The sequence below is a fragment of the Enterococcus sp. DIV1316a genome (assembly GCF_050536915.1).
Lineage (GTDB): Bacteria > Bacillota > Bacilli > Lactobacillales > Enterococcaceae > Enterococcus > Enterococcus faecalis.
The window spans coordinates 1,780,911-1,804,014 of record NZ_CP172913.1; the positions used below are offsets into that span (position 1 = coordinate 1,780,911).

Sequence of the window (23,104 nt, forward strand, 5' to 3'; positions counted from 1 at the left end):
CATAGGTCATTTTGACTTATGTCGTCAACTCTTAAATTTTCAGCTAATTAGTCGTTCTAAAACAATCGATTTTGTTTACTCCTCTTTTTCTTTGTTTCTCTTTATAACATAGAGAATTAATACAATTAAGATCAGTCCTACACCCAGATACGCAAATATTTTTTGGACTTTTTCTCCTGTTTTTGGTAAATAGGATGATTTAGACGTTTCTTTCTTGTTTATGGCAATTTCATTTTTACTATTTTTTGTAGGTTTGTTCTGGTCTGTAACAACTTTTTTTGTTTCCTTTTTATTTTTCGCTGGTTCTTCAGGCGTAATGGGCACTTCTGGTTCTTCTGGTGGATTGATGCCATCACCTACTTTGGCTTTGTTGAGAATGATTTCGCCTGCCTTGGCTTCTTCATTAACGATCACTTTAAAACGAATACTCCGTTCTTTCATATCGGTGATACTTGGGTATTCCGCTGTGATTGTGCCGTTAGTTTCTTTCAAGCTGGTTGGCTGGGGTTCATCACCGACACTTGTTAGGCTATCTTTGACATACGTCAGTCCTTTTGGTAGTTGGTCTGTGATAACTACTTTGTTTAGGACGCCGTTTTCGATGGTGTTGCGGAAGCTAATGGTGTACTCGATAGTTTCGCCTAGTTTTGGTTTGGCGTTATTAACGGTTTTTGTTGCGGCTAGTTTGCCTGCGTTCGTTTCTGGTACCACAGGCACCTCTGGTTCTTCTGGTGGATTAACTGTGTCATCTACTTTGGCTTTGTTGAGAATTGTTTCGCCTGCCTTGGCTTCTTCATTAACGATCACTTTGAAACGAATACTCCGCTCTTTCGTATCGGTGATACTTGGGTATTCCGCTGTGATTGTGCCGTTGGCTTCTTTCAAGCTGGTTGGTTTTGGTGCATCACCGACACTTGTTAGGCTATCTTTGACATACGTCAGTCCTTTTGGTAGTTGGTCTGTGATAACTACTTTGTTTAGGATGCCATTTTCGATGGTATTGCGGAAACTGATTGTGTATTCGATTGCTTCCCCTAATTTTGGTTTGGCGTTATTAACGGTTTTTGTTGCGGTTAGTTTGCCTGCGTTCGTTTCTGGTACCACAGGCACCTCTGGTTCTTCTGGTGGATTAACTGTGTCATCTACTTTGGCTTTGTTAAGAATTGTTTCGCCCGCTTTGGCTTCTTCGTTAACGATCACTTTGAAACGAATAATCCGCTCTTTTGTATCAGTGATACTTGGGTATTCCGCCGTGATTATGCCGTTGGTTTCTTTCAAGCTGGTTGGTTTTGGTTCATCACCAACACTTGTTAGGCTATCTTTGACATATGTCAGTCCTTTTGGTAGTTGGTCTGTGATAACTACTTTGTTTAGGACGCCGTTTTCGATGGTATTGCGGAAGCTAATTGTGTACTCGATAGTTTCGCCTAGTCTTGGTTTAGCGTTATTAACGGTTTTTGTTGCGGCTAGTTTGCCTGCGTTCGTTTCTGGTACCACAGGCACCTCTGGTTCTTCTGGTGGATTAACTGTGTCATCTACTTTGGCTTTGTTGAGAATTGTTTCGCCCGCTTTGGCTTCTTCGTTAACGATCACTTTGAAGCGAATACTCCGCTCTTTCGTATCTGTGATACTTGGGTATTCCGCTGTGATTGTGCCATTAGCTTCTTTCAAGCTGGTTGGTTTTGGTTCATCACCGACACTTGTTAGGCTATCTTTGACATACGTCAGTCCTTTTGGTAGTTGGTCTGTGATAACTACTTTGTTTAGGACGCCGTTTTCGATGGTATTGCGGAAGCTAATTGTGTACTCGATAGTTTCGCCTAGTTTTGGTTTAGCGTTATTAACGGTTTTTGTTGCGGTTAATTTGCCTTCTTTTACTCGAGGTGTGATTGGTTCTTCGGGTGTAATGGGTACCTCTGGTTCTTCGGGCGGATTAACTGTGTCATCTACTTTGGCTTTGTTGAGAATTGTTTCGCCTGCCTTGACTTCTTCGTTAACGATTACTTTGAAGCGAATACTCCGCTCTTTTGTATCAGTGATACTTGGGTATTCCGCTGTGATTGTGCCGTTAGTTTCTTTCAAACTGATTGGCTGGGGCTCATCACCGACACTTGTTAGGCTATCTTTGACATACGTCAGTCCTTTGGGTAGTTGGTCTGTGATAACTACTTTGTTTAGGACGCCGTTTTCGATGGTATTGCGGAAGCTAATTGTGTACTCGATAGTTTCGCCTAGTTTTGGTTTAGCGTTATTAACGGTTTTTGTTGCTGTTAATTTGCCTTCTTTCGCTTCTGGTACCACCGGCACCTCTGGTTCTTCGGGCGGATTAACTGTGTCATCTACTTTGGCTTTGTTGAGAATTGTTTCGCCCGCTTTCGCTTCTTCGTTAACGATCACTTTGAAACGAATACTCCGTTCTTTCGTATCAGTGAGACTTGGGTATTCCGCTGTGATTGTGCCGTTGGCTTCTTTCAAGTTGGTTGGCTTTGGTTCATCACCGACACTTGTTAGGCTATCTTTGACATACGTCAGTCCTTTTGGTAGTTGGTCTGTGATAACCACTTTGTTTAGGACGCCGTTTTCGATGGTATTGCGGAAGCTAATTGTGTACTCGATAGTTTCGCCTAGTTTTGGTTTAGCGTTATTAACGGTTTTTGTTGCGGTTAATTTGCCAGTTACTTGTTCGTCCGCAATTTTTGCTTCTACTATATTAGAAGTTTCGTTGACTTTTGCAGATGTTAAAATATCTACTGCCTCAACGGTTGCGCTATTAGGCACTAATTCATTTGCTTTTGCTCGTTCATTTATCTGCGCTTTAAATTCGTAAATTGTTTCAGCTGTATCAGCTTTGTAGCTACCTCCTTGTGTAGCAGTTGCATCATTGCCGACACGGACTATAATTTGTTTATTGGTTTCATCATATTCAGCTTGATCATCGCCTAAAGCATCCGTTTTTTCACCAGAATTTGGTCCACTAATAATTTTTAAAGAGCCTGGCAAATAATTTAAGCGACCATCTAGTGCATCCTTCGAGACTGAATTTATCGCTTCAGAATCAGTTTTTGTATTTTTTAGTGAGACACGATACGTGATCGTTTCACCAACTTTGTAAGTTTCTTTTGGTTCCACAATTTCTTTCTTAATTTCAAATTCAGGCGTTTCTGCGTTTACAGCAAAACCAATCGCATTCGTAGAATAATCGTCACCACTACTTGTTGTTCTAAAATTAATTTGGTTTTGTCCAGCATTTAAAACACCTTCGGGAATTGCCATACGATCGATATCAATATCTAAAAAATTAGGATGATCCGGCGCAAATTTTCCTGGATACTTATCTACCATATGTTCATCGTTGTCTGTCACAGTTGCGTTCATAGCATTATTAACTGGATTAAGCGTGTTCGAAATATTTGCCCAAGTTCCTGCGCTATTTTTAATTTGTGCGTTGTCTCCAGTCCAGTATTTATCTCCTTGAACAGTAAACCAGGTCACAATTGGATCAAGATTTCCTTGTTTTGCTGTTAAAAAGTTGCTCATAGTAAATTCATTATTGGTTCCAGCAGCATTACCACGTGCTCCATAGTAAATACTAAAAGCTCTTGACTTACTTGCCTGATCCTTTGTAACAACAAACAAACTCCAACCACTAAAGTTATAATATTGATATTGACCATTTAAACTACTTGTCATAGGAATATCTGCCAACGTATAACTCCCTGTCGCACTTTTATCCCCTTGTAAAAGGGCCTTTATATCTAGATGCACTCCAAAATAAGCCCGCCCAAGCAATCTCTTTTGCACCATTTAAATCAATATAAGCCCGACTAGAGTTATACGTATTTGGATCATTGTCAACATCTGCAAATTCTAAAGGAAAATTGTTAATTGCATAACCACTACTTGCTCCTCGTGTGTTTAAAAATGTTTGTGCAGCCGCCGTATTTTCATTCGCAATTTTTAAGTTGGTATTTCCCGTTGAAAAAAGTTCTCCTTTATGAACGCTTTGATAAATCGGTGTATTAAACCCCCGACCAGGTGTTGGTGGCACTAACGGACCAGTAGGTTGCGCCTTTAATGGAGGTTGCTCAGGACTTTCGGTAGCCTGCGTTAGTGCAGTCTCTTGAATACTTTCTGTCGCCTTTCCTGCTTCAGGCTTTGTTTCGTTACTAGTAGTTGCGGTCATTTCATTTGTAGAAGAGACTGTTTCGTTTGCCTGATTTTCTACTTTTGTTTCTGAAGTTTCCTGTTTTTCCTTCGAAACCGACTCTTTATCTGCTAGTATATCTTTACTAGGTAAATCAATTACTAGTGTTCCTTTTTCATTATCTTCTATTAGTACGCTGACCAATAACTTGCTCGACGCTTTTGTAGTTATTTGCCCATTTATGGTAATCTTTCTTGTCGAATTTGGTTGAAGGTTAAGCAGTTTAATATCGGTTGTTTGATCTTTCTCATTTGTTTCAACCTTTGCTTGTTCTTCTAAAGACGTAGGTCCTCGCTCTTCGCTTAAAGTATCTAATACAAATTTGATTGGACTATCATTGGTATTTTTTTGTTTTAAAATGAGATCTTTGATTGGTACATCTCGCGTATTTGTTACTTCGTAAGTGACCGTTTTAATATCTTCTTGAGACGATGTATCTTCTATTTTCCCTATTACTTTGAGCCCGTCTTTTTCAACAGTCTTCTCAGCATCACTTGTTACTTCTTGAGCAAATGCGTTCATCATTGGTAACAAATTTAAAATAAACAGCATGGTAATCATAAGGTAACTCACAAAATTTTTAACTGCTTTATTCATTTACATTCTCCTTCGTTCTTTTCATTTACTTAAACAAATCATCTTCAAACAACTTTTACAATTACTAATTGTTTCTCAACATCCACCTCCATAAAATACTTTTCAACCTTCAATTCTTTCTTTATTTAGCTACAACAACTTTTTTTAACGTACGATTTTCCGTTTCTCCTTATAATCAAAAAGTAACACATTATATTAGCTAAAAAAAGAAAAAAACCCGATATTTCAACAAAAAATCGTGAATTAAATAACACGTTTTATATGAAGCAAATATATTGACTTTCCCTAAAAAAATACAAACATAGGTAAGTTCTAGCTTTAAGAGTAATTTTTTTATTGTTTTCCCTTTAATAACATTCGTTCTAAATTGTTTTAAAAACTAAAACTTTTTTCATGTAATTTTCATTACATTTACCAAAAAAAGAAACTAGCTTAGCTACATTTGCTATTGCTAGTTCCTTTTTTTAATTGTTTTACTTTTCCCCTAAAATTTCAATCCAACCATAATAATATTCAATATATTGATTTTCCTCTTCTAGTTGTGTCAAGATATGCTCTCCGACAACGATGCCTGTTTCAAATCCTTGTTTTGCTAAACGCTTTTTTACTTCTTCGATATTATTCAAACGGGTATCTTGTGTATTGACTTTTAAAATAAAGCCTTTGTATTGGCTACTTGATTCTTTGAGCCAAATCACTTTATCTAAACTTTTTTTATTCACATGATTTGCCAAACAAATCCCATACGTCAGTTCATTGGATTCACTTAAATCCCCGTAAATACCTAAAGTTGAAATGTGTTCCATGTAAACTTTCATCTCTTCTGGATCCTCAATATCAACAACAACAATTTTATCAAAAGGAATTGGTTCATCTGAAAAAACCAATGTTTCTAAATCAATTAACGCATGTAAATGTAATTTTCTTTTCTTGATTTCTTTGTATTTATGCTGAAGCCTTTTTATTTCTTGCCCCAGTTGTTCTTCTGTTGCTTCCATGGTGGCATAGAGATCGGTAGGTGTCTTTTTATATAAATTCAACATATCTTTGATAGGAATCCCCATTTTTCGATAAAAATCAATATCATATATTTTGAACAAATCTTCTAAATCAAAGGTTCGATATCCGTTTTCTTCATTGCGTGTTGTACTAATCAACCCTTGCTCGTCCCAATAACGAATCGTGGACTTAGGGATATTTAGCAACTCAGAAACATCTTTTATTGTGTAATTTTTTTCCATACTGTTCCCTCCATCAAAAAGTTTAGCATTTCTACTGTTGACATTCAAGTTACTTGAACGTGTACAATGACTCTTTGTAACAGCTAAAACGGTATTGTTTAAGGAGGAAATTTCATGAAATTAATGAAAGAGTTTATTAAAGAAAATAAATGGATTGTTCTTGCGACAACTTTAACCATCTGTTTGCAAATCGCAGGAACCCTTGGCGTCCCTAAATTAGTTGGCAAGTTGATTGATGTGGGCATCGTTAGCGGTGACCAACAAGTAATTAAAACGATTGGCATACAAATGTTTCTTGTGACATTCATTGGAACAATTGCCGCAATTATTTCTAGCTATTTGTCTGCTTTAGTAGCTGCTAAATTTGGTTTTCAAGTTAGAGGATTGTTCTTTAAAAAATTTCAACAATTCTCGATGAAAAATGTTGATAAATTTGGTTCAAATTCTTTGCTAACTAGAATGACCAACGATGTAGATAATGTTCAAACAATGATTGTGCTATTTTGCCAATTAATCTTTCCAGCGCCTATTATTAGTTTATTTGCCTTAGTGATGACATTTTCTTATTCAGTTTCACTCGCTTGGGTAACATTGGCTTCCATCGTATTTTACTTAGTCGTTGTTTATTTTTTAATGAAAAAAGGTACCCCTTTATCTTTAAAAATTCAACCAAAAATGGATCGAATTACTACGACTTTACGAGAGTTCTTTACTGGAATTAATATGATTCGTGCGTTCAATAATCAAGATTTTGAAGAGCAGCGAACCAATCAAACATTTAAAAATTATGCTGAACGCATGAGCAAAGTGAATCGAATCTTTGCTTGGATTACTCCCGTTGCCTTTTTATTAATGGGCGTTGTGTATGCCTCTATTTTGTGGTTTGGCGGTAATTTAGTGGCGGTAGGCACCCTACAAATTGGCACCGTTACAGCTGTGATTGAATATACGCTTCTAACTTTGGCCTACTTAATGATCGCGGCTATGGTATTAGTTGTCATTCCACGGTCCGTTGCTTCCTTGAATCGCTTGCAAGAAGTTTTGTCAGAAGAAATTGAAATTAGCGATCCTCACACTGAAGCAACCATTGCTTATCATCCTGAGAAAGCCTTGATTTGCTTCGATCACGTCACGTTTCAATACACAGAAACAGCTGATCCTGTTTTAGAAAATGTTAGTTTTGTCATCCCTAAAGGAAAAACAACGGCGATTGTTGGGGCAACTGGCGCTGGTAAAAGTACTTTAGTTAAGTTACTTTTACGAATAAATGATGTCACAGCCGGCACGATTAGCTATTCTGGCACAGATATCCGCTCATTATCTCAGCAAACGATTCGCCAAGTCATCAGTTATGTGCCACAAAAAGCCTTTCTTTTCAGTGGGACAATCTTATCAAACTTATTAATGGGAAATGCCAAAGCAACTACAGAAGAAATAAGAACGGCACTAGAAATTTCACAATCTTCTGAATTTATCGATTCCTTACCACAAGGGATTGAAAGTTTCGTAGCACAAGGCGGGTCCAACTATTCTGGTGGTCAAAAACAAAGAATGTGTATTGCACGAGCCTTAATCAAACCGGCAGACGTTTATATTTTCGATGATAGCTTTTCCGCATTAGATTACAAAACTGATGCCGCTCTACGTGCCGCTTTACATGCACAAATGTCGGACAAAACTTTACTCATTGTTGCTCAACGGTTAAGTACAATCATGAACGCTGACAATATTATCGTCCTAGATGAAGGAAGGATTGTTGGTCAAGGCACCCACGCTGATTTACTTACCACTAATAGCTATTACCAAGACTTTGCTAAATCGCAAGGTATCTTACCCAAGTAATTAAAGAAAGGATGTGACTGCTTGAAAGAAAGTTTTCTTTTCAAGCCATACAATGAAAAAAACAATGAATCTTCAAAGCTTTAAACGTTTCTGGAAAATGATTAAACCTGAGCATCCAATCTTTTATGGTCTAATGATCTGCAGTTTAATTGGAAACTTATTAATTGTTGCCATGACCTATATTATGGCAATCGGGATTGATAACCTCTTAGAAGCTATCAAGCGTGTCGGGCTCAAAGGTATGACACTTCCTTTAGTTGAAGAAGCGCTCTTAGGTCCCGTCTTACTTTTAATTCTCTTTTCAATCATTAGTAGTATCACTTCTTTTATTCAGGAACGAGCAATGGCTTCTTTAAGCGAACGGGTTACTTTAAGAATTAGAAAAGAAGTGACAAAAAAGTTTAAAACTTTACCAATGGCCTTCTTTGACAATCATCAAGTGGGCGATATCATTAGTCGTTCAACAACTGGCTTAAACCAATTGTCACAAGTTCTTTTAACAGGCATCAACCAATTTTTCACTTCCGTCGTGACTATCCTTTTTGCAGGAATCATGTTGTTCTATATTGATGCAAAGTTAACCATTTTAGTGTTGCTGCTAATTGGCGGCAGTACTTTCATGACGACAAAAATTGCGAATAAAAACAAGGTGTTTGCTGATCAAAGTCAAGCTGAATTAGGTCAATTAAATAATAAGATGGAAGAATATTTAGCAGGAAATTTGGTCACAAAAACCTTTAATCAACAGCAAAATGCTGAAAAAACAATTGATGCTGTTAATCAACAACATTATCGTGCCTTTAAAAAAGCACAGTTTCTAAATTTTGCGATTTATCCAGCTATTCGTTTTATTAATCAGTTGGCTTTTATTATTAGTGCTATCTTAGGCGCAATGCTCGTTTTATCTGGTGGTATTACGATTGGTTTCTTGCAAGCGTATTTGCAATATATCAACCAAATTTCTGAGCCGATTTCTACCGCTTCTTATGTCATTAACTCAATTCAAGCAGCGATGGCTTCCATTGATCGGATTTTTGTTATCTTAGATGAAGCTGATGAACAGCCAGAAGCAACTCATTTAGAAACTATTTCTTCTCCTAAAGGAGCCATTGAATTTAAAAATGTTCAATTTGGCTACACACCAGAAAAAATTTTAATGAAAAATGTTGATTTTTCTGTTCAACCGAAAAAAACAGTGGCCATTGTGGGACCCACCGGCGCTGGTAAAACAACATTAGTCAACTTATTAATGCGTTTCTATGAAATAAATCAAGGTGCCATTACTTTTGATGGGATTGATATTACGAAACTTTCTCGACAAAATCTAAGAAATTTATTTGGCATGGTTTTACAAAACACTTGGCTATTTGAAGGAACCGTAGCAGATAATATTGCCTATGGAAAAAAAGACGCTTCTCGTGAAGAAATAATTGAAGCAGCTAAAATTGCTCAATGTGATCATTTTATTCGGACCCTTCCTCAAGGATATGACACAATTATTTCTAGCGAAAATGGTGCATTATCACAAGGACAACAACAGTTATTAACCATCGCCCGAATCATTTTAGCAAATCCGCCCGTTGTTATTCTCGATGAAGCAACTTCGAGTGTGGACACACGAACAGAAGCCCATATTCAAAAAGCGATGGAAACTGTCACAGAAAATCGAACAAGCTTCGTTATCGCTCATCGATTATCCACGATTGAAAATGCTGATTTAATTTTAGTGATGAAAAATGGCGATATTATTGAAAAAGGAACGCATCAGGAACTATTACAAGCTCCGACTCTTTACGCCAGCTTATATAATAGTCAATTTCAAACCACTTAAAAAGAACTGGAACAAGTCATTCTTCTTTTGACTCGTTCCAGTTCTTTTATTGCTTAGAAATATTGAATTCCCATTGCTTTTTTGACTTCTGTTAAGGTTTGTGCTGCCACTTTTTCAGCAGCAAGACTTCCTTTATGCAACATTTCCATAATCGCTTCTGGATTTTTAGCCAGCTCTTCACGACGTCGACGAATCGGTGCGAGTTCTTCTTCTAAGACATCAATTAAGTAACGTTTAATTTTCACATCTCCTAAACCGCCATGACGATAGTGCTCTTTTAATTCTTCAATATATTCTTTCTCTTTCCCAAAGACATCCAAGTAAGTAAAGACCATATTTCCTTCAACTTGTCCTGGGTCCTCTATACGAATATGATTTGGATCGGTATACATACTCATTACTTTTTTCTGTACCACTTCAGCTGGATCTGAAAGATAGATACCATTGCCTAAAGACTTACTCATTTTTCCGTTGCCATCAATTCCTGGCAAGCGTCCCATGCCTTTTGGTGGTAACACAGCTTCCGGTCTAACTAAAACTTCACCGTACGTCTGATTAAAACTATGCACAATTTCTTGCGCTTGTTCCAACATTGGTTTTTGGTCTTCCCCAACTGGGACTAAGTTCGCTTGAAAGGCAGTAATATCAGCAGCTTGTGAAACGGGATAAATAAAGAATCCTGTCGGAACACCTTCCCCAAATTTTTTTTGCTCAATTTCTGCTTTGACCGTTGGATTCCGACGAACACGTGACGTGGTCACTAAATTTAGATAGTACATTGTTAATTCAGCTAACTGTGGAATTTGCGATTGGATAAAAATTGTTGTTTTCGTAGGGTCTAAACCAACTGCTAAATAGTCCAAAGCAACTTCTAAAACATTGGCTGAAACTTTTTCGGGATTTTTTGCATTATCTGTCAATGCTTGTAAATCTGCAATCATGACAAATAATTGATTTGTAGGGTCTGCTTGCATTTCTACTCGTTTTTTTAAGGAACCTACGTAATGTCCTAGGTGCAATTTACCAGTTGGACGATCACCTGTTAAGATAGTATTCATTGTCTACACACCTTTATCGTTTACTTTCATTTATTATTTTACCTTGTTTTAAAAAGAATGAATAGTAGGCAATAGAATATTTATTGATTCTAGATAATCGAAGAGACTAGAAAGATTGCAAGGTACAGCAATTCTTGTTCCAGTCTCTTCAAACAGTTTATTTATTTTGTGACTTTAATTGAAAATTGTGCAGTCACTATCGGTAAAACTTTGCTTGTTACTTTGATTTGATAATTTCCTGCAGCAGTCGTTGCTTCTGTCCTAATCAGACCGTTTTCATCTACACTTACTGTATTGCCAGCATCTGGTGTAACCAACTCATACGTTACTTGCGAGCTCCAAGCATCCGTTTCTGTGTGCGGCGCTTGACCAATCACTTTAGATTGAATTTGATAATTTTCGCCTGATTTTATAGTGGCTGTTTCTGTAGCAAATTGAATTCTTTCAGGAATCGCATGAGTTTGCACGACTTGGAAGATTTTTCGTTCATCGGGATTCGCAATTCCTATTTTTTCTTCTACTGCAGCAGGGAACTGGTAAGTACCTGGCGGGCTACTTGGCGAATAATTACTAACATCGTCATCCCAAGAAATAACCTTCAATTTCGTTTCGCTACCATCATCTAATTTTGCAATTACTTCAGTTGGCAAATTCAGTTCGCCTCGCGAGGTGCCTGTTAGTCGATCCAGCGTAGGCAATTCCTTGAATCCAACAATATGTTTAGCGGTGACTTTTACATTGGCAATAATTGGCATTGAGACACCTGCTGCTCGTCCTACAACAGTGAATGTTCCTTCTTTTTGATAAGAAGATGCTGGAACTTCTGACCAATTGACAGTCACTTCTCGTTGTGAACCATCCGAATAAAAAATAGTTGTTTTTTCTGGTAGTTTAGGGGCTTGACCCGCTTCTGTCGTGACCTCAATCGACTCATGTTTGACTTCGAAAACATTCGATAAAACAATTTTAGGAGCTAAACTATCCTCTGTTAGCTGTTGACCAGTTGGCAAGGTCAATTTGCCTGCTAAAAAGTCTTGATAGGCCTTTTGTGCGCCTTCTTTTGAAAAAGCATCAAACCCAGCATTATCAGAATCATAACCAGGCAAACGACTGTCTGTAATCGCTAATAAGAAACTTAACTTGGCTGGAATTTTCTCACCACTTTGAATTAGCTTCCGTAGATAGTTACTAATATCAATAGAGATTGTATTTTGATTATTCATAATTGAGCTATTTGTAAAAGATTGTCGAGCAATAAATTCTTCATTTGGTACATTTAAATTATTTGGACCATTGTTCCAAGTAATGGTGTTACTCATCCAATTAGTATCTGTTCCATAAACATCTACTTGGAACTGCGTATTTTTCAAACGTTCATCATTTGTATTTCCAGCACCATTCCACGCATCATAACGCATCACATTTAGTTCTAAATTGGCACTTTTTAGTGATTGATAGTTCTTCAATTCTTGTGTATCAATTTCAACGTAAATCCGGCGATTATACCCCGCAGAACTAGCATTTTTTAATTTTAATGCGTAATTGCCCGTATAGTTTACTCCATAAGGATATTTATAGGCGTCTCCTGAACTAATGGCAGCAGTACCGCCTGCTATAGCAGAGTATGCTCGGTTACCATCACTCTTTTGAACATAGGCAGTTTGGGCTGTTTTTAGTTTAACGGTGTCTTTTCCTTCACCAAGTTCGCCCTCAAAAGAGACCTTGGCTGTTACTTTGACAGCATCTATCGGTAAGCCGATAACTGTTGCTGCAACTTCAATTGTACCTGCTGTATTAATTTTTTCTTGAGGGATTGCTTCCCATTGTAACTTAAATTCTTTTTTGCCTGTCGCAACCACTTCTTCATTAACGACTTCTTCGTACGTTAGTTCAACTTGCTCTGGCAAATTAGGATACACACCTGTTGCCGAACTAATTTCTAACACTTGATTTTGATAACGAATACTTTTTTCAATTGTGGATGCTTGTTGCGCACCAATATCTAAAACTTTATTTTTCAAGCTATTTCCAAAGAAGTCTTCTGCCGCACTGTTCACTTCCGACAAACCTTTACCAATCGCTGGAGAGGTTTCTTTTAATTGGAACATTTGTGCTCGCTGACGTAAGCGTTCTTTGGAAGTAAATTCAACCACATTATCTTTTGTTGGTTTCAATGTCGTAAATTCTTGCTCTGCCAACTCTTTCACTTTTTCAGGGTTATCTGTGATTTCTAATTGTGGTTTTTCAAAAATGTTTCCACTTGATACTAATTTTTCAACAGTTGCACCACTTTTTTCTGTAGCAATTTCTTTTGGCCAAATAACATTATTTTTGAAATATTTTTCTGGATTATCGACCATTTTACGTTCAATTGGTTGTGTCCCATTTGTTGGATAATTAGATAAGAATTTTAATTGTCCGGTACCTTCTTTGTATAAAATATTATTGTAAAAATTGGCTACTGTACCACTGTTGTCAGAACTATTTCCTTCACCAAATAATGATGTTGAAATACCGTCGCCAACATAAATCGTATTATTGTGGATAGTTGGCATTGCCGCTCCATCATTTTTCACCCAATAATGGAAAATGCTTTGTTCTTTATAATTGTAGCCACCAGCTCCGCCTGGATTGTCTTTACCTGTTCCTCGGTTACCACCGCCGTCATTAGCTGAGATATTGTACCGAATAACCGAATTTTTTTGATCAGACATAAGCAATAAAAAGCCGCCAGTATTATGATGTGAATAGTTATATTGATAAATAACATTGTTTGACTGCATGTCCACATCATAAGCTTCAGCATCGTTAAATCCATATTTGATTCCGTATACTTCGTTATATTGGAACAGTCCGTCATCTACAGACATTGCCCAAACGCCCGCGTAATTTTGTGTACCATAATCGGCATTGCACATTCGGACAGCAACATTTCCTTCGACGACACCGCCACTTTTGGCTTCTGACAAGACAATCCCGTCGCCAGCAATATCTTCTAAATAGTTATTACGAATCGTAATATTAGAAAACGTTTTGTAGAAAGTGTTGCCTCTTGAGGTATCTGAATCAGCTTTTGTTCGAATTCCTTCAAGTCCCACTCGTTGAATCACATTATTTTCAATCAAAATATCATTAAATCCAGTCGTTGTTCGATGATCATTGGCTGCCGTTACTACATTGCCATTCTCATCAAACCAACTTCCTAAAACAATAATTCCACCTACCGCTTTTAATCGTTTGGTTGCAGTATTCCCACTTAGATTCAAATAATATTCTGTTTGAACATCATGAACATAGTTATTCCTTATCGTGACACTATTGAACGTTCGATTTTGTTCATATCCTAGTACTAATATCCCCGCTCTTTGAGCATCTCCTGGTTTCTTATAGCCTTCGAGATTATCTAGCTCTGGTGTATTTGTCACTTCTAAATTTGAAATATCCCAATATTCTTGGTTCACTAACTGCACGGCCCCTGAGATTGCACGTTTGAAAGTCCCTGTGCTGTAGGTGCCACCACCGTTAATAATCGGACGCCGTGTTGTTTCAAAAATGGTTTCTCCTTTGTCATTCGTATCATAAAAATCAATGACAATCTTTTGTGCCGCTGTCCCATTCCCTTTTGGATGCAACAATTGGTTATTCCAGGTACTTTGCGCATTCAGCAGAAGATGGTCGCCTGGCTGAAACTCCGTCTGATTCACTTTTTCAAAATCACGCCAAGCACTGGCTGGCGACTGCCCATCATTGGCATTATTTCCTCCTTCCCCATCCACATAGTAGGTCGTCCCACTTTGAGCGACACCTACTGAACGAAAAAGTAACGGTTGATCACTCACTGTTTCCCCATAAGCAGGAAGACTAAATAATTGAAGCTGGGAAAAAACAAGCAAAATAGAAAGGAAGATGGTTACACTTTTAAAATACGCTTTTTTTCTCATTTTCTGCTCCTTAACTGTTTTTATTTTGATAATTTTGAAAAAACTTTTCTCTGTCTTTCTCCAACAAGTCCACTTTAGTTGCTTGTTGATACGTAGCTAATTTCTCTTTGTAGCACGTGTTGATATAGGCATTTTTGCCAAATTGTGGTGCTTCTTCAAACTGTAAAAGTTGCCCTCCTTCCTTATTAAAAATATAAAAGTATTGGTTTTCGTGGTATCCTTTTACCACGGTACCAACAGCTTTTTCACTAAGAATCTCCCCAACAGACAACGAATAAATATCCTCTTTTTGGATTTCTGCACTCTTCAATTGATACGATTCAATAACAAGATTAGGTAATTTATTTTGCCACTCCAATAATGTCTCCTCATAAGATAGATTCGGAGAGATTGCTTCGGCTATTTTTTCTAATTCTGCTTGCTTACCTGAAAAATTTGGAATTTCAATTGCTTCAACAAAGTAATCGGTCTTTTTATATTTATCATCCAATTGCTCAAAGGCCTGCCGCAATTCTTTTTGCGTTGGCTTTTCTTTCTCCATTAATTTCTCTTTTATTTGGTCCTGTAATTGTTGATCTTTTGCATCTAAAAATTGCCAGAGCGTTAAACTGCTCTTTTGGTCTTGCCATTCTTTTTTTTCTTGACCAAATGTTTGTGAGTGGGCTATTTCTAACTCCGTTGCCAGCTGTTTAATCATTTTATGTTGTACTAAATCCTCCGTTGCAACCTTCAGTAGTTCCTGAGTGGGTGATTTTCCGTTATACGTTTTGCGCCAGAAATTTTTCCCAAACGAAGTTAAATTATTCTGATCAGAGAATTGCTTCGCTACACGATTCATATTTTTATCGCCATAAACAATTAATTCTTCGACTTGGATTGCTTCGTTATTAATCATACTTTGCTGGCTGGTAGTAAAAATAACGACCACAAAAATAGCACCTATCAAAAAGCTACTTAAAATAATTATTTTTTTCTTCATTCGTTCGCTCCCTCCACTTTAATAAACAAGGCAAGAACAAAATAAGCAACCCCACCTTCATTCATTTTCCTGAAAATCGAGATTACTTATTATGTAAAAATTATTTATTCTTTTTTTGCTTTTCATGCAATTTCCCAGTATTTAAATAAATAATCCCTAGGAAAAGGACAGGGGTTACAACAAACCCAAACTGTGGCTTCAAAAACATCATTGCAAACATTGAGAATAGTAAAAAAACATTTAGACAGCTGACATACCATTTCCGTAGTCCATAGTAAATTGAAATCCGAAACACATCTTTAAAAGAAGCTTGCGGATTTCGTACTTGAAAATACCAACCATTCAGCATAATAGCTAACCCAAAAATTAGCAGAAGGACCATCAATGGAATAAACCATTTACCAATCGTTGTTTTGGCAAAAAAGAATATATCTGTCACACTGATGATGCTACTTCCTAAGCCTAGCAAGCTGATAAGAAAGCCTCTTAACCCAAACTGACGAAACTTTTGGAAAAAAGTTTTAAATGGATCCAGCTCCTTTTCTTCTTTAAAAGTATCGATTAAGCCTAAAAGTGCAATCATCCCTGCCCCCATCGGCAACAACGTTACTACAAAAAGTGGGAGGTTTCGTGGATCAATGTCTAAGCTAATCACCGCTATGAAAAAAGGAATGTTCACTAAGAGAAGCCCTAGATTACCGATAAATAAAATGTAAAGCCAGCGAAAAATTTTCATATAGATATTATTATCAAAGGTTTGCTTAGTAAACATTCAAACTTCCTCCTAATTCTTCATTCCAGATGTAGCAATACCTTCAACAAAGTATTTTTGCATTGCTAAAAAGACAATCCCTACTGGTAAAATAGAAACCACTGATGCGGCCATGATTAAGGCATATTCAGCATCAAATAAACCGACGAACATTTTCAAACCTAACTGAATCGTTTTATTCTCAGTAGAAGATAAATAAATGAAAGGTCCCATATAGTCATTCCATGTATTCACAAAAGTAATGATCGTGAGACTGGCTAAAGCTGGTTTGGTTAATGGTAAAATAATTTTCCAATAAATTCCCCACTCACTTAACCCATCAATCCGCGCACTTTCACATAGTGAATCTGGAATACTACTGTAATATTGTTTCAGTAAAAAGACTCCAAATGCATTAAATGCTTGTAATAAAACAAGTGACCATAACGTGTCAGTCAAACCTAATTGACGCATCATAATAAATTGTGGAATCATATACGATTGCCAAGGAATAGCAATTGTTGCGATGTACGTAATAAAAAGTGTATCTCTTCCTCTAAAATTCATTTTTGAAAAGCCATATGCTGCAAAACTTGAAGTAAATAGTTGAATAATCGTAATCACAATACTTAAAAATAACGTATTTTTAAAGAAAGTTAACAACGGAATGCGTTCCCAAATAACGGAATAGTTTTCTGGATGCCAACTTTTAGGAATCCATTGAATTGGAATGGTGAAAACTTCATTGTTTGTTTTAAATGATGCTGAAACCATCCAAATGAAAGGCACCAAAGTAATTAACGCAAGTAAAGTTAAGAGAATGATTACAAGGATCCCACCAGGTGTGACTTTTTCTGCTTTTTTCGTTTTTGCTTTTCGAGTATTTTCTTTTTTTGAAAAAGTTGCTTCCATCTTTTCTCCTCCTAAACTTTCTCTTGATGTTGATTCCATTTAAATTGGGCCACAGTAATCGCTAGAACGATGATGAATAAGACCATCGCAATGGCTGATGCATAACCAAAATTAAATTTGACAAATGCTTCATTGTAAATTTCATAAACTAACACATTCGTTGCACGTCCTGGTCCACCACCAGTCATAACTTGAACTAAGTCAAACACTTTGAAACAGTTAATTACAAGCATGATAGTCACGAAAAAGGTCGTTGGTCGTAATGAAGGTAAGGTAACATTTAAAAATTGATTCCATTTACCCGCGCCATCCATTGACGCTGCTTCATATAATTCTCTTGGCACACTTTGTAAACCAGCTAAATACAAAATCATATAATACCCCATAAAGCGCCACACACTAACGATGATAATTGCTGGTAAAGCCCAAGTAGAACTAGATGTCCAGCCAGGAGGATTTTCAATAAATAATTTCAAAAATTGATTAATTGGTCCCATTGTTGGATGAAATAGCATATTCCAAACGACCGCAATCGCAACTAATGACGTTACATAAGGAAAGAAAAAAGCCGTTCTAAAAAATTTCATCCCTCTAATTTTACGATTCAACAAAATCGCTAGTCCTAATGAGCAAATCAATGTTAACGGAACAACACCAATCGTATAGATAAACGTTTGTTTTAACGAAATCCAAAACGTATCATCATGAATCATTTTGGTGAAATTTTTCATTCCGACAAATTCAGGGGTTGAAAAAGAATCCCAACTCATAAAAGCTAAAATCAGTGAACAGATAACCGGGATTAAAGTGAAGAGGAAAAAGCCAATAAAGTTTGGTGCGATAAAAGATAACGCAGTCCACGTATTTTTTCGTCTCAATTTATTTGCTGTTTTTGTTTTTGAAGTAATTTCCATAATTGTATTCTGTTAAGTGAACTTAACAGGCCCTCCTTCCAAACTCAAGCTACATTCTTTATTTAAAAAAATAAGCTGAAATTCATTGTAGGTTACTCATTTCAGCTTATTTTTTTCATCAATCTTTTGTGTTTTTGCAGAAAATAATAATTAGTCTATCTCTGCTTTGACACGTTTTTCCATGTTAGCAATACCATCTTTTGGTTTTTCGTCGCCGACCATAATTAAATCATGTTCTTCTTGTAATACTTTATCAATTGCGGCACCGTTTTTATCAGATGGGAATTCTAAATTAATTGTATCTGGGTTAAAGGCTTTTTGTGAGACTTCGTCTGAAGGCATTCCTTTTCTTGCAAAGTAGATTTTATCAATTTCATCTGTTTTATAAGAAGGAACCACCCCTACTTCTGCTAAAAGTTTTGCACCTTCTTTACCTGAAGCAAAGTCTAAGAATTTTTGAGCAGCTTTTTGTTTTTTACTGTTTTTATTAATTGCAAAACTTGTCGGTGAGCCAAAGGTAGTTGCTTTGCCTTTTTCTTGTTGTGGTATTTCGGCAATCCCCCATTCGACATTTGTTTTGCCATCATCAATGTTTGTTAATAAAGTCCCCATGTACCAGCTACCCATGTACATCATCGCCGCTTTTGAATTTTCAAATTGTGATTGATACGTTACTTTTGTTGATTTTGCTGTTCCAAAATCCATTTGTGATTGATCTTTTTGCATTCTCAATGCGCGATCATAATAAGTTTCCATATAATTGTATTTTGGTTCAATCAAATTGGCATTGTTTTGAGCAGCAGCAATCGCTTGAACGGTTGAGCGCCAAGTATGTTGATAGGCACCATATACTTGTTCTTCTGGTTTAGATAATTTTTTCGCTAACGCTTCATATTCATCCCAAGTTAAGTTATCGGGATAGGCAATTCCGGCTTCATCAAACATTTTTTTATTGTAATACAATACCCAGAAATCTGTACGGTAAGGCTGAGCATAGGTTTTACCATCGATTTCATACATCTCGTAACTTGCTTTGGCAGGTTCGATATCTAAATCTTTAACGTGATCGGTTAAATCCACCAATTGATTGCGTAGCGCGTAATTAGAATATGAAAGTAAGTTTTTCATGGTTAAAATATCCGTCGTATCTCCTGATGAAAGCATCGTTGTTACTTTTGTGTCATAATCATCTGAAGCAATGTCCACCGGTTCAATAGTGATATCAGGATTTTCCGCTTCAAAAGCTCTGAATAATTTCTCAAATTCTGGGGTCGTGTCATAATTCCAAGTAGTTACTGTTAATTTTGTTTTGCCATCTTCACTCTTTTCAGTTGCTTTCTTTTCACTTGAACCACCACATGCTGTTAAAGTTACTGCCGCCACTGCTAACAACGCTACCGCTGTTAAGCCTTTTTTCCAAAATTTCATTTGTACTACCTCCGCTATTTATTATTTTTTAGGAGTTTTCCTCCATGAATTACCAAAAAGAATACCAGCTTTTCGCTAAACGAGTTAACGCTTCCAAATAAAAGTAGTCGCCCCAAATCATGCATTCATCGACTCCTGTATTTGTTTTTTTATCATAGACACCATGAAGCAATAGGCCGTTCGACTCTGGTTGTAAAACCGTTGTATACTTTTCCGCTAATGCTTGTAATAGTTCTAGCGCAACCTTTTCATAATAGCCATGTTTTTCATCATTTAATGGAAGCTGACGAGATAATTCTAGTAAGCCACATGCGGCAATTGCAGCAGATGAGCTATCACGTTCTTCTTCACTCCCTTCATTGAAAATTAAATCCCAGTAACAGATTTTGTCCTCTGGTAATTCTTGAATAAAGTAATCAGCAACATTTTTTGCTGTTTCCAGAAAACTACTATCTCCTGTATATAAATAACTTAACGTAAAGCCGTAAATTCCCCAGGCTTGGCCGCGAGCCCAACAAGAATCGTCTGAATATCCTTGTTGCGTCTTACCGTATAAAGCTTCGCCTGTTTCCGTATCAAAATAATACGTATGGAACGTAGTGTGATTTTCTCGCACAATATATTTTTGTGTTTGTTTCGCATGATTGTAGGCAGCTTCATAATACTCTTGCTTGCCAGTCATTTTTGCTGCAAAGTATAATAATGGTAAGTTCATTAAACAATCAATAATCATTCTACCTCGTTGCTCTGGATCGTCTAAATTCCCCCAAGCTTGAATAATCTTGGCTTTTGGTGAATAACGTTTCATTAATAAGTCCGCAGCTTGCAAGGCCATTTCTTTTGAGGCCTCATGACCATTGACTTGATAATCGGCAATGGCTGTTAAAATATACAAAAAGCCTATATCATGTGTTTCCAGCTCAATTTGTTCATCCAAGCGATGTTGAAAAGAAGCCATCTGTGTGGTAATCACTTCATCGAACTCTGTTGAATTTGTTAATTCCTTTGCTAAAAATAACATTCCTGGCCAAAAGCTGGCCGTCCAGTCAATATTTTCTTCAGGATAATAAATTTGATTTAAACTTGCCGCGGGTGGAACTAATTCTTTAAATGTCTCTAAATTTCCTCGAACTTTGTTTAAAGCAAAACTGATTTGCTTCGGCAACCACTCAATCTGTCCATTTTCTGTCATTGTGTATTTCTCCCCCTAATTCCCCAAAATTACAACTTTTTCTTCAACTAAAAGCTGATTTTCTTTTAACCTAACTTTAACTGGCTCAATTTGTTCATTCGGTAGTACGCCTGTCACCAATGAAATTAAAAGATGTTTCCCTTTCGACAAGTTTGCTTTCAAATATGGCAACTCCGTTAACGGATAAAGTAAATTTGTATTCGGTTCTGTTCGAATAATCGCAGCTTCAGAAAAGCCGTTGATATTTTCTACTTTTGACACACCTTTTTTATTTTTTACCTCAGCCATTTGATCAGAAACGCAAGTGACCTTTTCATCGAAGAGCGGGATTGAGAAGCCACCTTCATAAGCCACTAATGCACGTTGTGTCTCAATTTCGTGGATCCGTAAATGTTGGCCTTCTAATGGTACAATTGTCGTTTTGATTGCTACATCGGACCAAGGATGCCATTGATGAATGATACGATCATCAAGAATTTCGTACTGATCATCTAATCCTTTCGTGCGGAAATAATGGTCGTCTTCAGCTAAAGCCAAGCAACTATCATAAGCACCTTCGTAATACCAATAATCACTCTTTATAGTACTGAAACCAAAATGGGAAGAATAAACAAATTTACTATATTTATCATGCGCATGAGCTTGATAATTAATAAATTGTCCCGCTGGAAACATTAAACCATGTGTTCCTGCATCATTTACTTGATAATAGTTCCGACTTTCTGGTGAAGGTAAGTGTTTTTCTGGAAAACTAATAGGCTGTGTTTCTGCTTGCCAATAAGGATGATCTTTTGGTACCGCTAACAAAATGAATGTTTTAAAGGCCCAATAAGGTGAACCAGGACCATTATAGCCTTCGGCAAAGACCATATTTTGATAATCATAACCTACCGACAATAATCCATCTGTTGTAAAAATATCTTTGTTCATCCATTGATGAAGATGTCGGCTGATTAGACCTTTGATCTCACCCCACGGCAATGCTTCAACATCTGCAAAAACTAAGGCACTAAAAAATGACACTTGAGCAAAACGATACGTTAAGCTACGTCCGAAGGGAATCGCTTCTCCTGGCTGAGTAAACCAATATTTAAACTCTTGCGCGAACAAAGTTGCTCGTTCCTTCATAATAGCCACTCTTGCGGTATCTTCCGGGGCAAAACGACAATACAATAAACTATAATAATGAATAGCGAAAGAAACATAATAATCAACTTGTGTCTCGACTCCGTCATAATACCAACCATTACCGACATAAAAACGATCAATAACAGCCAAATCAACAGCGATCTGTTCTTTTGAATACGGCATTTCACAATGTTTCATCGCTAAATTCAGCAACACTCTAAAGAAATGCCAATTATTTGGCGGAATAATGTTTTCATTGGCTTGTATCAGCCAACTGTGTAAATTGTTTTGCTGTTCTTTTGTTAATTGGTCCCACGTTTTTTCTTTGTTTAACAAAAGAAATGTACTTAATGCTCCCATCTCAACAATCAATTGATCATAATCTTTTGTTTTTCCCCAATAAGATGAACTCTCAGGATCGGTTCCTTCGATAATTCCCGTTAGAAAGTCATTCAAATACTCACTTTCATTTTGCGTTACATAAGGACCTAGTCCCCATAATGGTCGTAAAAATGCCTCCGCGTCACGTGTTCCTTTAGAATAAACTGTCCCGTGTGTCCCTAAATCCAGATGACCTTGATATTCTCGATCAAAAAACAATTCCAGTGGCGCTAATAAATCTTCAAATCCTTCTGCAACTTCTTCGTATGTTTCAAAAGGATTCTGTCTAATTCGTGGCTGAATCATGATTCTCCTCACTTTCAATTAATGTCCCTTTCAAAAAGCCGTAATATTCTCCGTAAACTGTCACTTCGTCACCAATCTTCAATTTTTTCTTTTGCTCATTAAAAACTTGATATTTACTAGAACCACTTTTCAAAATAAAACGATCACCTTTTTTTATTAAACTGGAACGACTGTCGCTCTCAACAATCTCCCCTTTCAAAGAAATATATTCATTTAAACGAACGTCACCATTTTGTAATTCTGTTTCTGAATAAGACTGCGCCGTTTCCTTTAGATTTTGAAGAGATTCTTCATCAAATTCTTTTTCACCGGATTTACAACCTGTTAAAGCAAGTAAAATTAGTAAAAAAAGTGAAAATCTTTTCACTAAACCACCTTCTCCATCGAATTAAAGCGCTT

At 36.8% G+C, this 23,104-nt stretch carries 15 protein-coding genes; 2 read left to right on the plus strand and 13 right to left on the minus strand.

The window, feature by feature from the left end; translation table 11 throughout:
• Positions 1–75: 75 nt before the first annotated feature.
• From IGL56_RS08550 to IGL56_RS08560, 3 genes are all read right to left on the minus strand, one after another.
• Entirely contained in the window at positions 76–3,765 is a 3,690-nt protein-coding gene (locus IGL56_RS08550) for an isopeptide-forming domain-containing fimbrial protein (RefSeq protein ID WP_375344977.1), read from the minus strand.
• The gene (locus IGL56_RS08555) at positions 3,728–4,801 is read right to left on the minus strand and encodes a hypothetical protein (RefSeq protein WP_373879069.1); all 1,074 of its coding nucleotides are present in this window, start codon (positions 4,799–4,801) and stop codon (positions 3,728–3,730) included. The genes IGL56_RS08550 and IGL56_RS08555 overlap by 38 nt, the downstream gene beginning before the upstream one ends.
• A gap of 473 nt (positions 4,802–5,274) precedes the next feature.
• Positions 5,275–6,090, minus strand: a complete 816-nt coding sequence (locus IGL56_RS08560) for a MerR family transcriptional regulator (RefSeq protein ID WP_002383586.1) — start codon at positions 6,088–6,090, stop codon at positions 5,275–5,277.
• Between the two features lie 66 nt (positions 6,091–6,156).
• On the opposite strand from IGL56_RS08560, the gene IGL56_RS08565 reads away from it, so the two are divergent.
• On the plus strand, positions 6,157–7,884 hold the full coding sequence (locus IGL56_RS08565; RefSeq protein WP_010709675.1) for an ABC transporter ATP-binding protein: 1,728 nt from the start codon (positions 6,157–6,159) through the stop codon (positions 7,882–7,884).
• 52 nt (positions 7,885–7,936) lie between these two features.
• Entirely contained in the window at positions 7,937–9,715 is a 1,779-nt protein-coding gene (locus IGL56_RS08570) for an ABC transporter ATP-binding protein (RefSeq protein WP_002374418.1), read from the plus strand.
• A gap of 53 nt (positions 9,716–9,768) precedes the next feature.
• On the opposite strand, the gene trpS is transcribed toward IGL56_RS08570, so the two are convergent.
• From trpS to IGL56_RS08620, 10 genes are all read right to left on the minus strand, one after another.
• Complete coding sequence (trpS, locus tag IGL56_RS08575) at positions 9,769–10,773, minus strand: tryptophan--tRNA ligase (protein WP_002356846.1); 1,005 nt, start codon at positions 10,771–10,773, stop codon at positions 9,769–9,771.
• Positions 10,774–10,934: 161 nt separating this feature from the next.
• Positions 10,935–14,714, minus strand: coding sequence for an Ig-like domain-containing protein (locus tag IGL56_RS08580; protein ID WP_002392721.1), 3,780 nt, complete (start codon positions 14,712–14,714; stop codon positions 10,935–10,937).
• Positions 14,715–14,724: 10 nt separating this feature from the next.
• A complete protein-coding gene (locus IGL56_RS08585) occupies positions 14,725–15,693 on the minus strand; it encodes a hypothetical protein (RefSeq protein ID WP_002372107.1) in 969 nt (322 codons plus the stop codon).
• A 100-nt stretch (positions 15,694–15,793) separates the two neighbouring features.
• Positions 15,794–16,465, minus strand: a complete 672-nt coding sequence (locus IGL56_RS08590; protein WP_002391717.1) for a hypothetical protein — start codon at positions 16,463–16,465, stop codon at positions 15,794–15,796.
• A gap of 12 nt (positions 16,466–16,477) precedes the next feature.
• Positions 16,478–17,395, minus strand: coding sequence for a carbohydrate ABC transporter permease (locus IGL56_RS08595; protein ID WP_002383582.1), 918 nt, complete (start codon positions 17,393–17,395; stop codon positions 16,478–16,480).
• Complete coding sequence (locus IGL56_RS08600; protein WP_002356840.1) at positions 17,368–18,270, minus strand: carbohydrate ABC transporter permease; 903 nt, start codon at positions 18,268–18,270, stop codon at positions 17,368–17,370. Before IGL56_RS08600 ends, IGL56_RS08595 begins: the two co-directional genes overlap by 28 nt.
• 150 nt (positions 18,271–18,420) lie before the next feature.
• Positions 18,421–19,698, minus strand: coding sequence for an ABC transporter substrate-binding protein (locus IGL56_RS08605; protein WP_002372108.1), 1,278 nt, complete (start codon positions 19,696–19,698; stop codon positions 18,421–18,423).
• A 49-nt stretch (positions 19,699–19,747) separates the two neighbouring features.
• Positions 19,748–20,890, minus strand: coding sequence for a glycoside hydrolase family 88 protein (locus IGL56_RS08610; protein ID WP_002372110.1), 1,143 nt, complete (start codon positions 20,888–20,890; stop codon positions 19,748–19,750).
• A 15-nt stretch (positions 20,891–20,905) separates the two neighbouring features.
• Complete coding sequence (locus tag IGL56_RS08615) at positions 20,906–22,705, minus strand: DUF2264 domain-containing protein (protein ID WP_010709677.1); 1,800 nt, start codon at positions 22,703–22,705, stop codon at positions 20,906–20,908.
• Complete coding sequence (locus tag IGL56_RS08620; protein ID WP_002356835.1) at positions 22,686–23,072, minus strand: hypothetical protein; 387 nt, start codon at positions 23,070–23,072, stop codon at positions 22,686–22,688. Before IGL56_RS08620 ends, IGL56_RS08615 begins: the two co-directional genes overlap by 20 nt.
• Positions 23,073–23,104: the final 32 nt, after the last annotated feature.

Coding starts and splice junctions, on each gene's coding strand:
- IGL56_RS08570 (WP_002374418.1), top strand. CDS start 7,937: ATGAAAAAAACAATGAATCTTCAAAGCTTTAAACGTTTCTGGAAAATG.
- IGL56_RS08580 (WP_002392721.1), bottom strand. CDS start 14,714: ATGAGAAAAAAAGCGTATTTTAAAAGTGTAACCATCTTCCTTTCTATT.
- IGL56_RS08615 (WP_010709677.1), bottom strand. CDS start 22,705: ATGATTCAGCCACGAATTAGACAGAATCCTTTTGAAACATACGAAGAA.
- IGL56_RS08555 (WP_373879069.1), bottom strand. CDS start 4,801: ATGAATAAAGCAGTTAAAAATTTTGTGAGTTACCTTATGATTACCATG.
- IGL56_RS08600 (WP_002356840.1), bottom strand. CDS start 18,270: ATGGAAATTACTTCAAAAACAAAAACAGCAAATAAATTGAGACGAAAA.
- IGL56_RS08610 (WP_002372110.1), bottom strand. CDS start 20,890: ATGACAGAAAATGGACAGATTGAGTGGTTGCCGAAGCAAATCAGTTTT.
- IGL56_RS08590 (WP_002391717.1), bottom strand. CDS start 16,465: ATGTTTACTAAGCAAACCTTTGATAATAATATCTATATGAAAATTTTT.
- IGL56_RS08585 (WP_002372107.1), bottom strand. CDS start 15,693: ATGAAGAAAAAAATAATTATTTTAAGTAGCTTTTTGATAGGTGCTATT.
- IGL56_RS08595 (WP_002383582.1), bottom strand. CDS start 17,395: ATGGAATCAACATCAAGAGAAAGTTTAGGAGGAGAAAAGATGGAAGCA.
- trpS (WP_002356846.1), bottom strand. CDS start 10,773: ATGAATACTATCTTAACAGGTGATCGTCCAACTGGTAAATTGCACCTA.
- IGL56_RS08565 (WP_010709675.1), top strand. CDS start 6,157: ATGAAATTAATGAAAGAGTTTATTAAAGAAAATAAATGGATTGTTCTT.
- IGL56_RS08605 (WP_002372108.1), bottom strand. CDS start 19,698: ATGAAATTTTGGAAAAAAGGCTTAACAGCGGTAGCGTTGTTAGCAGTG.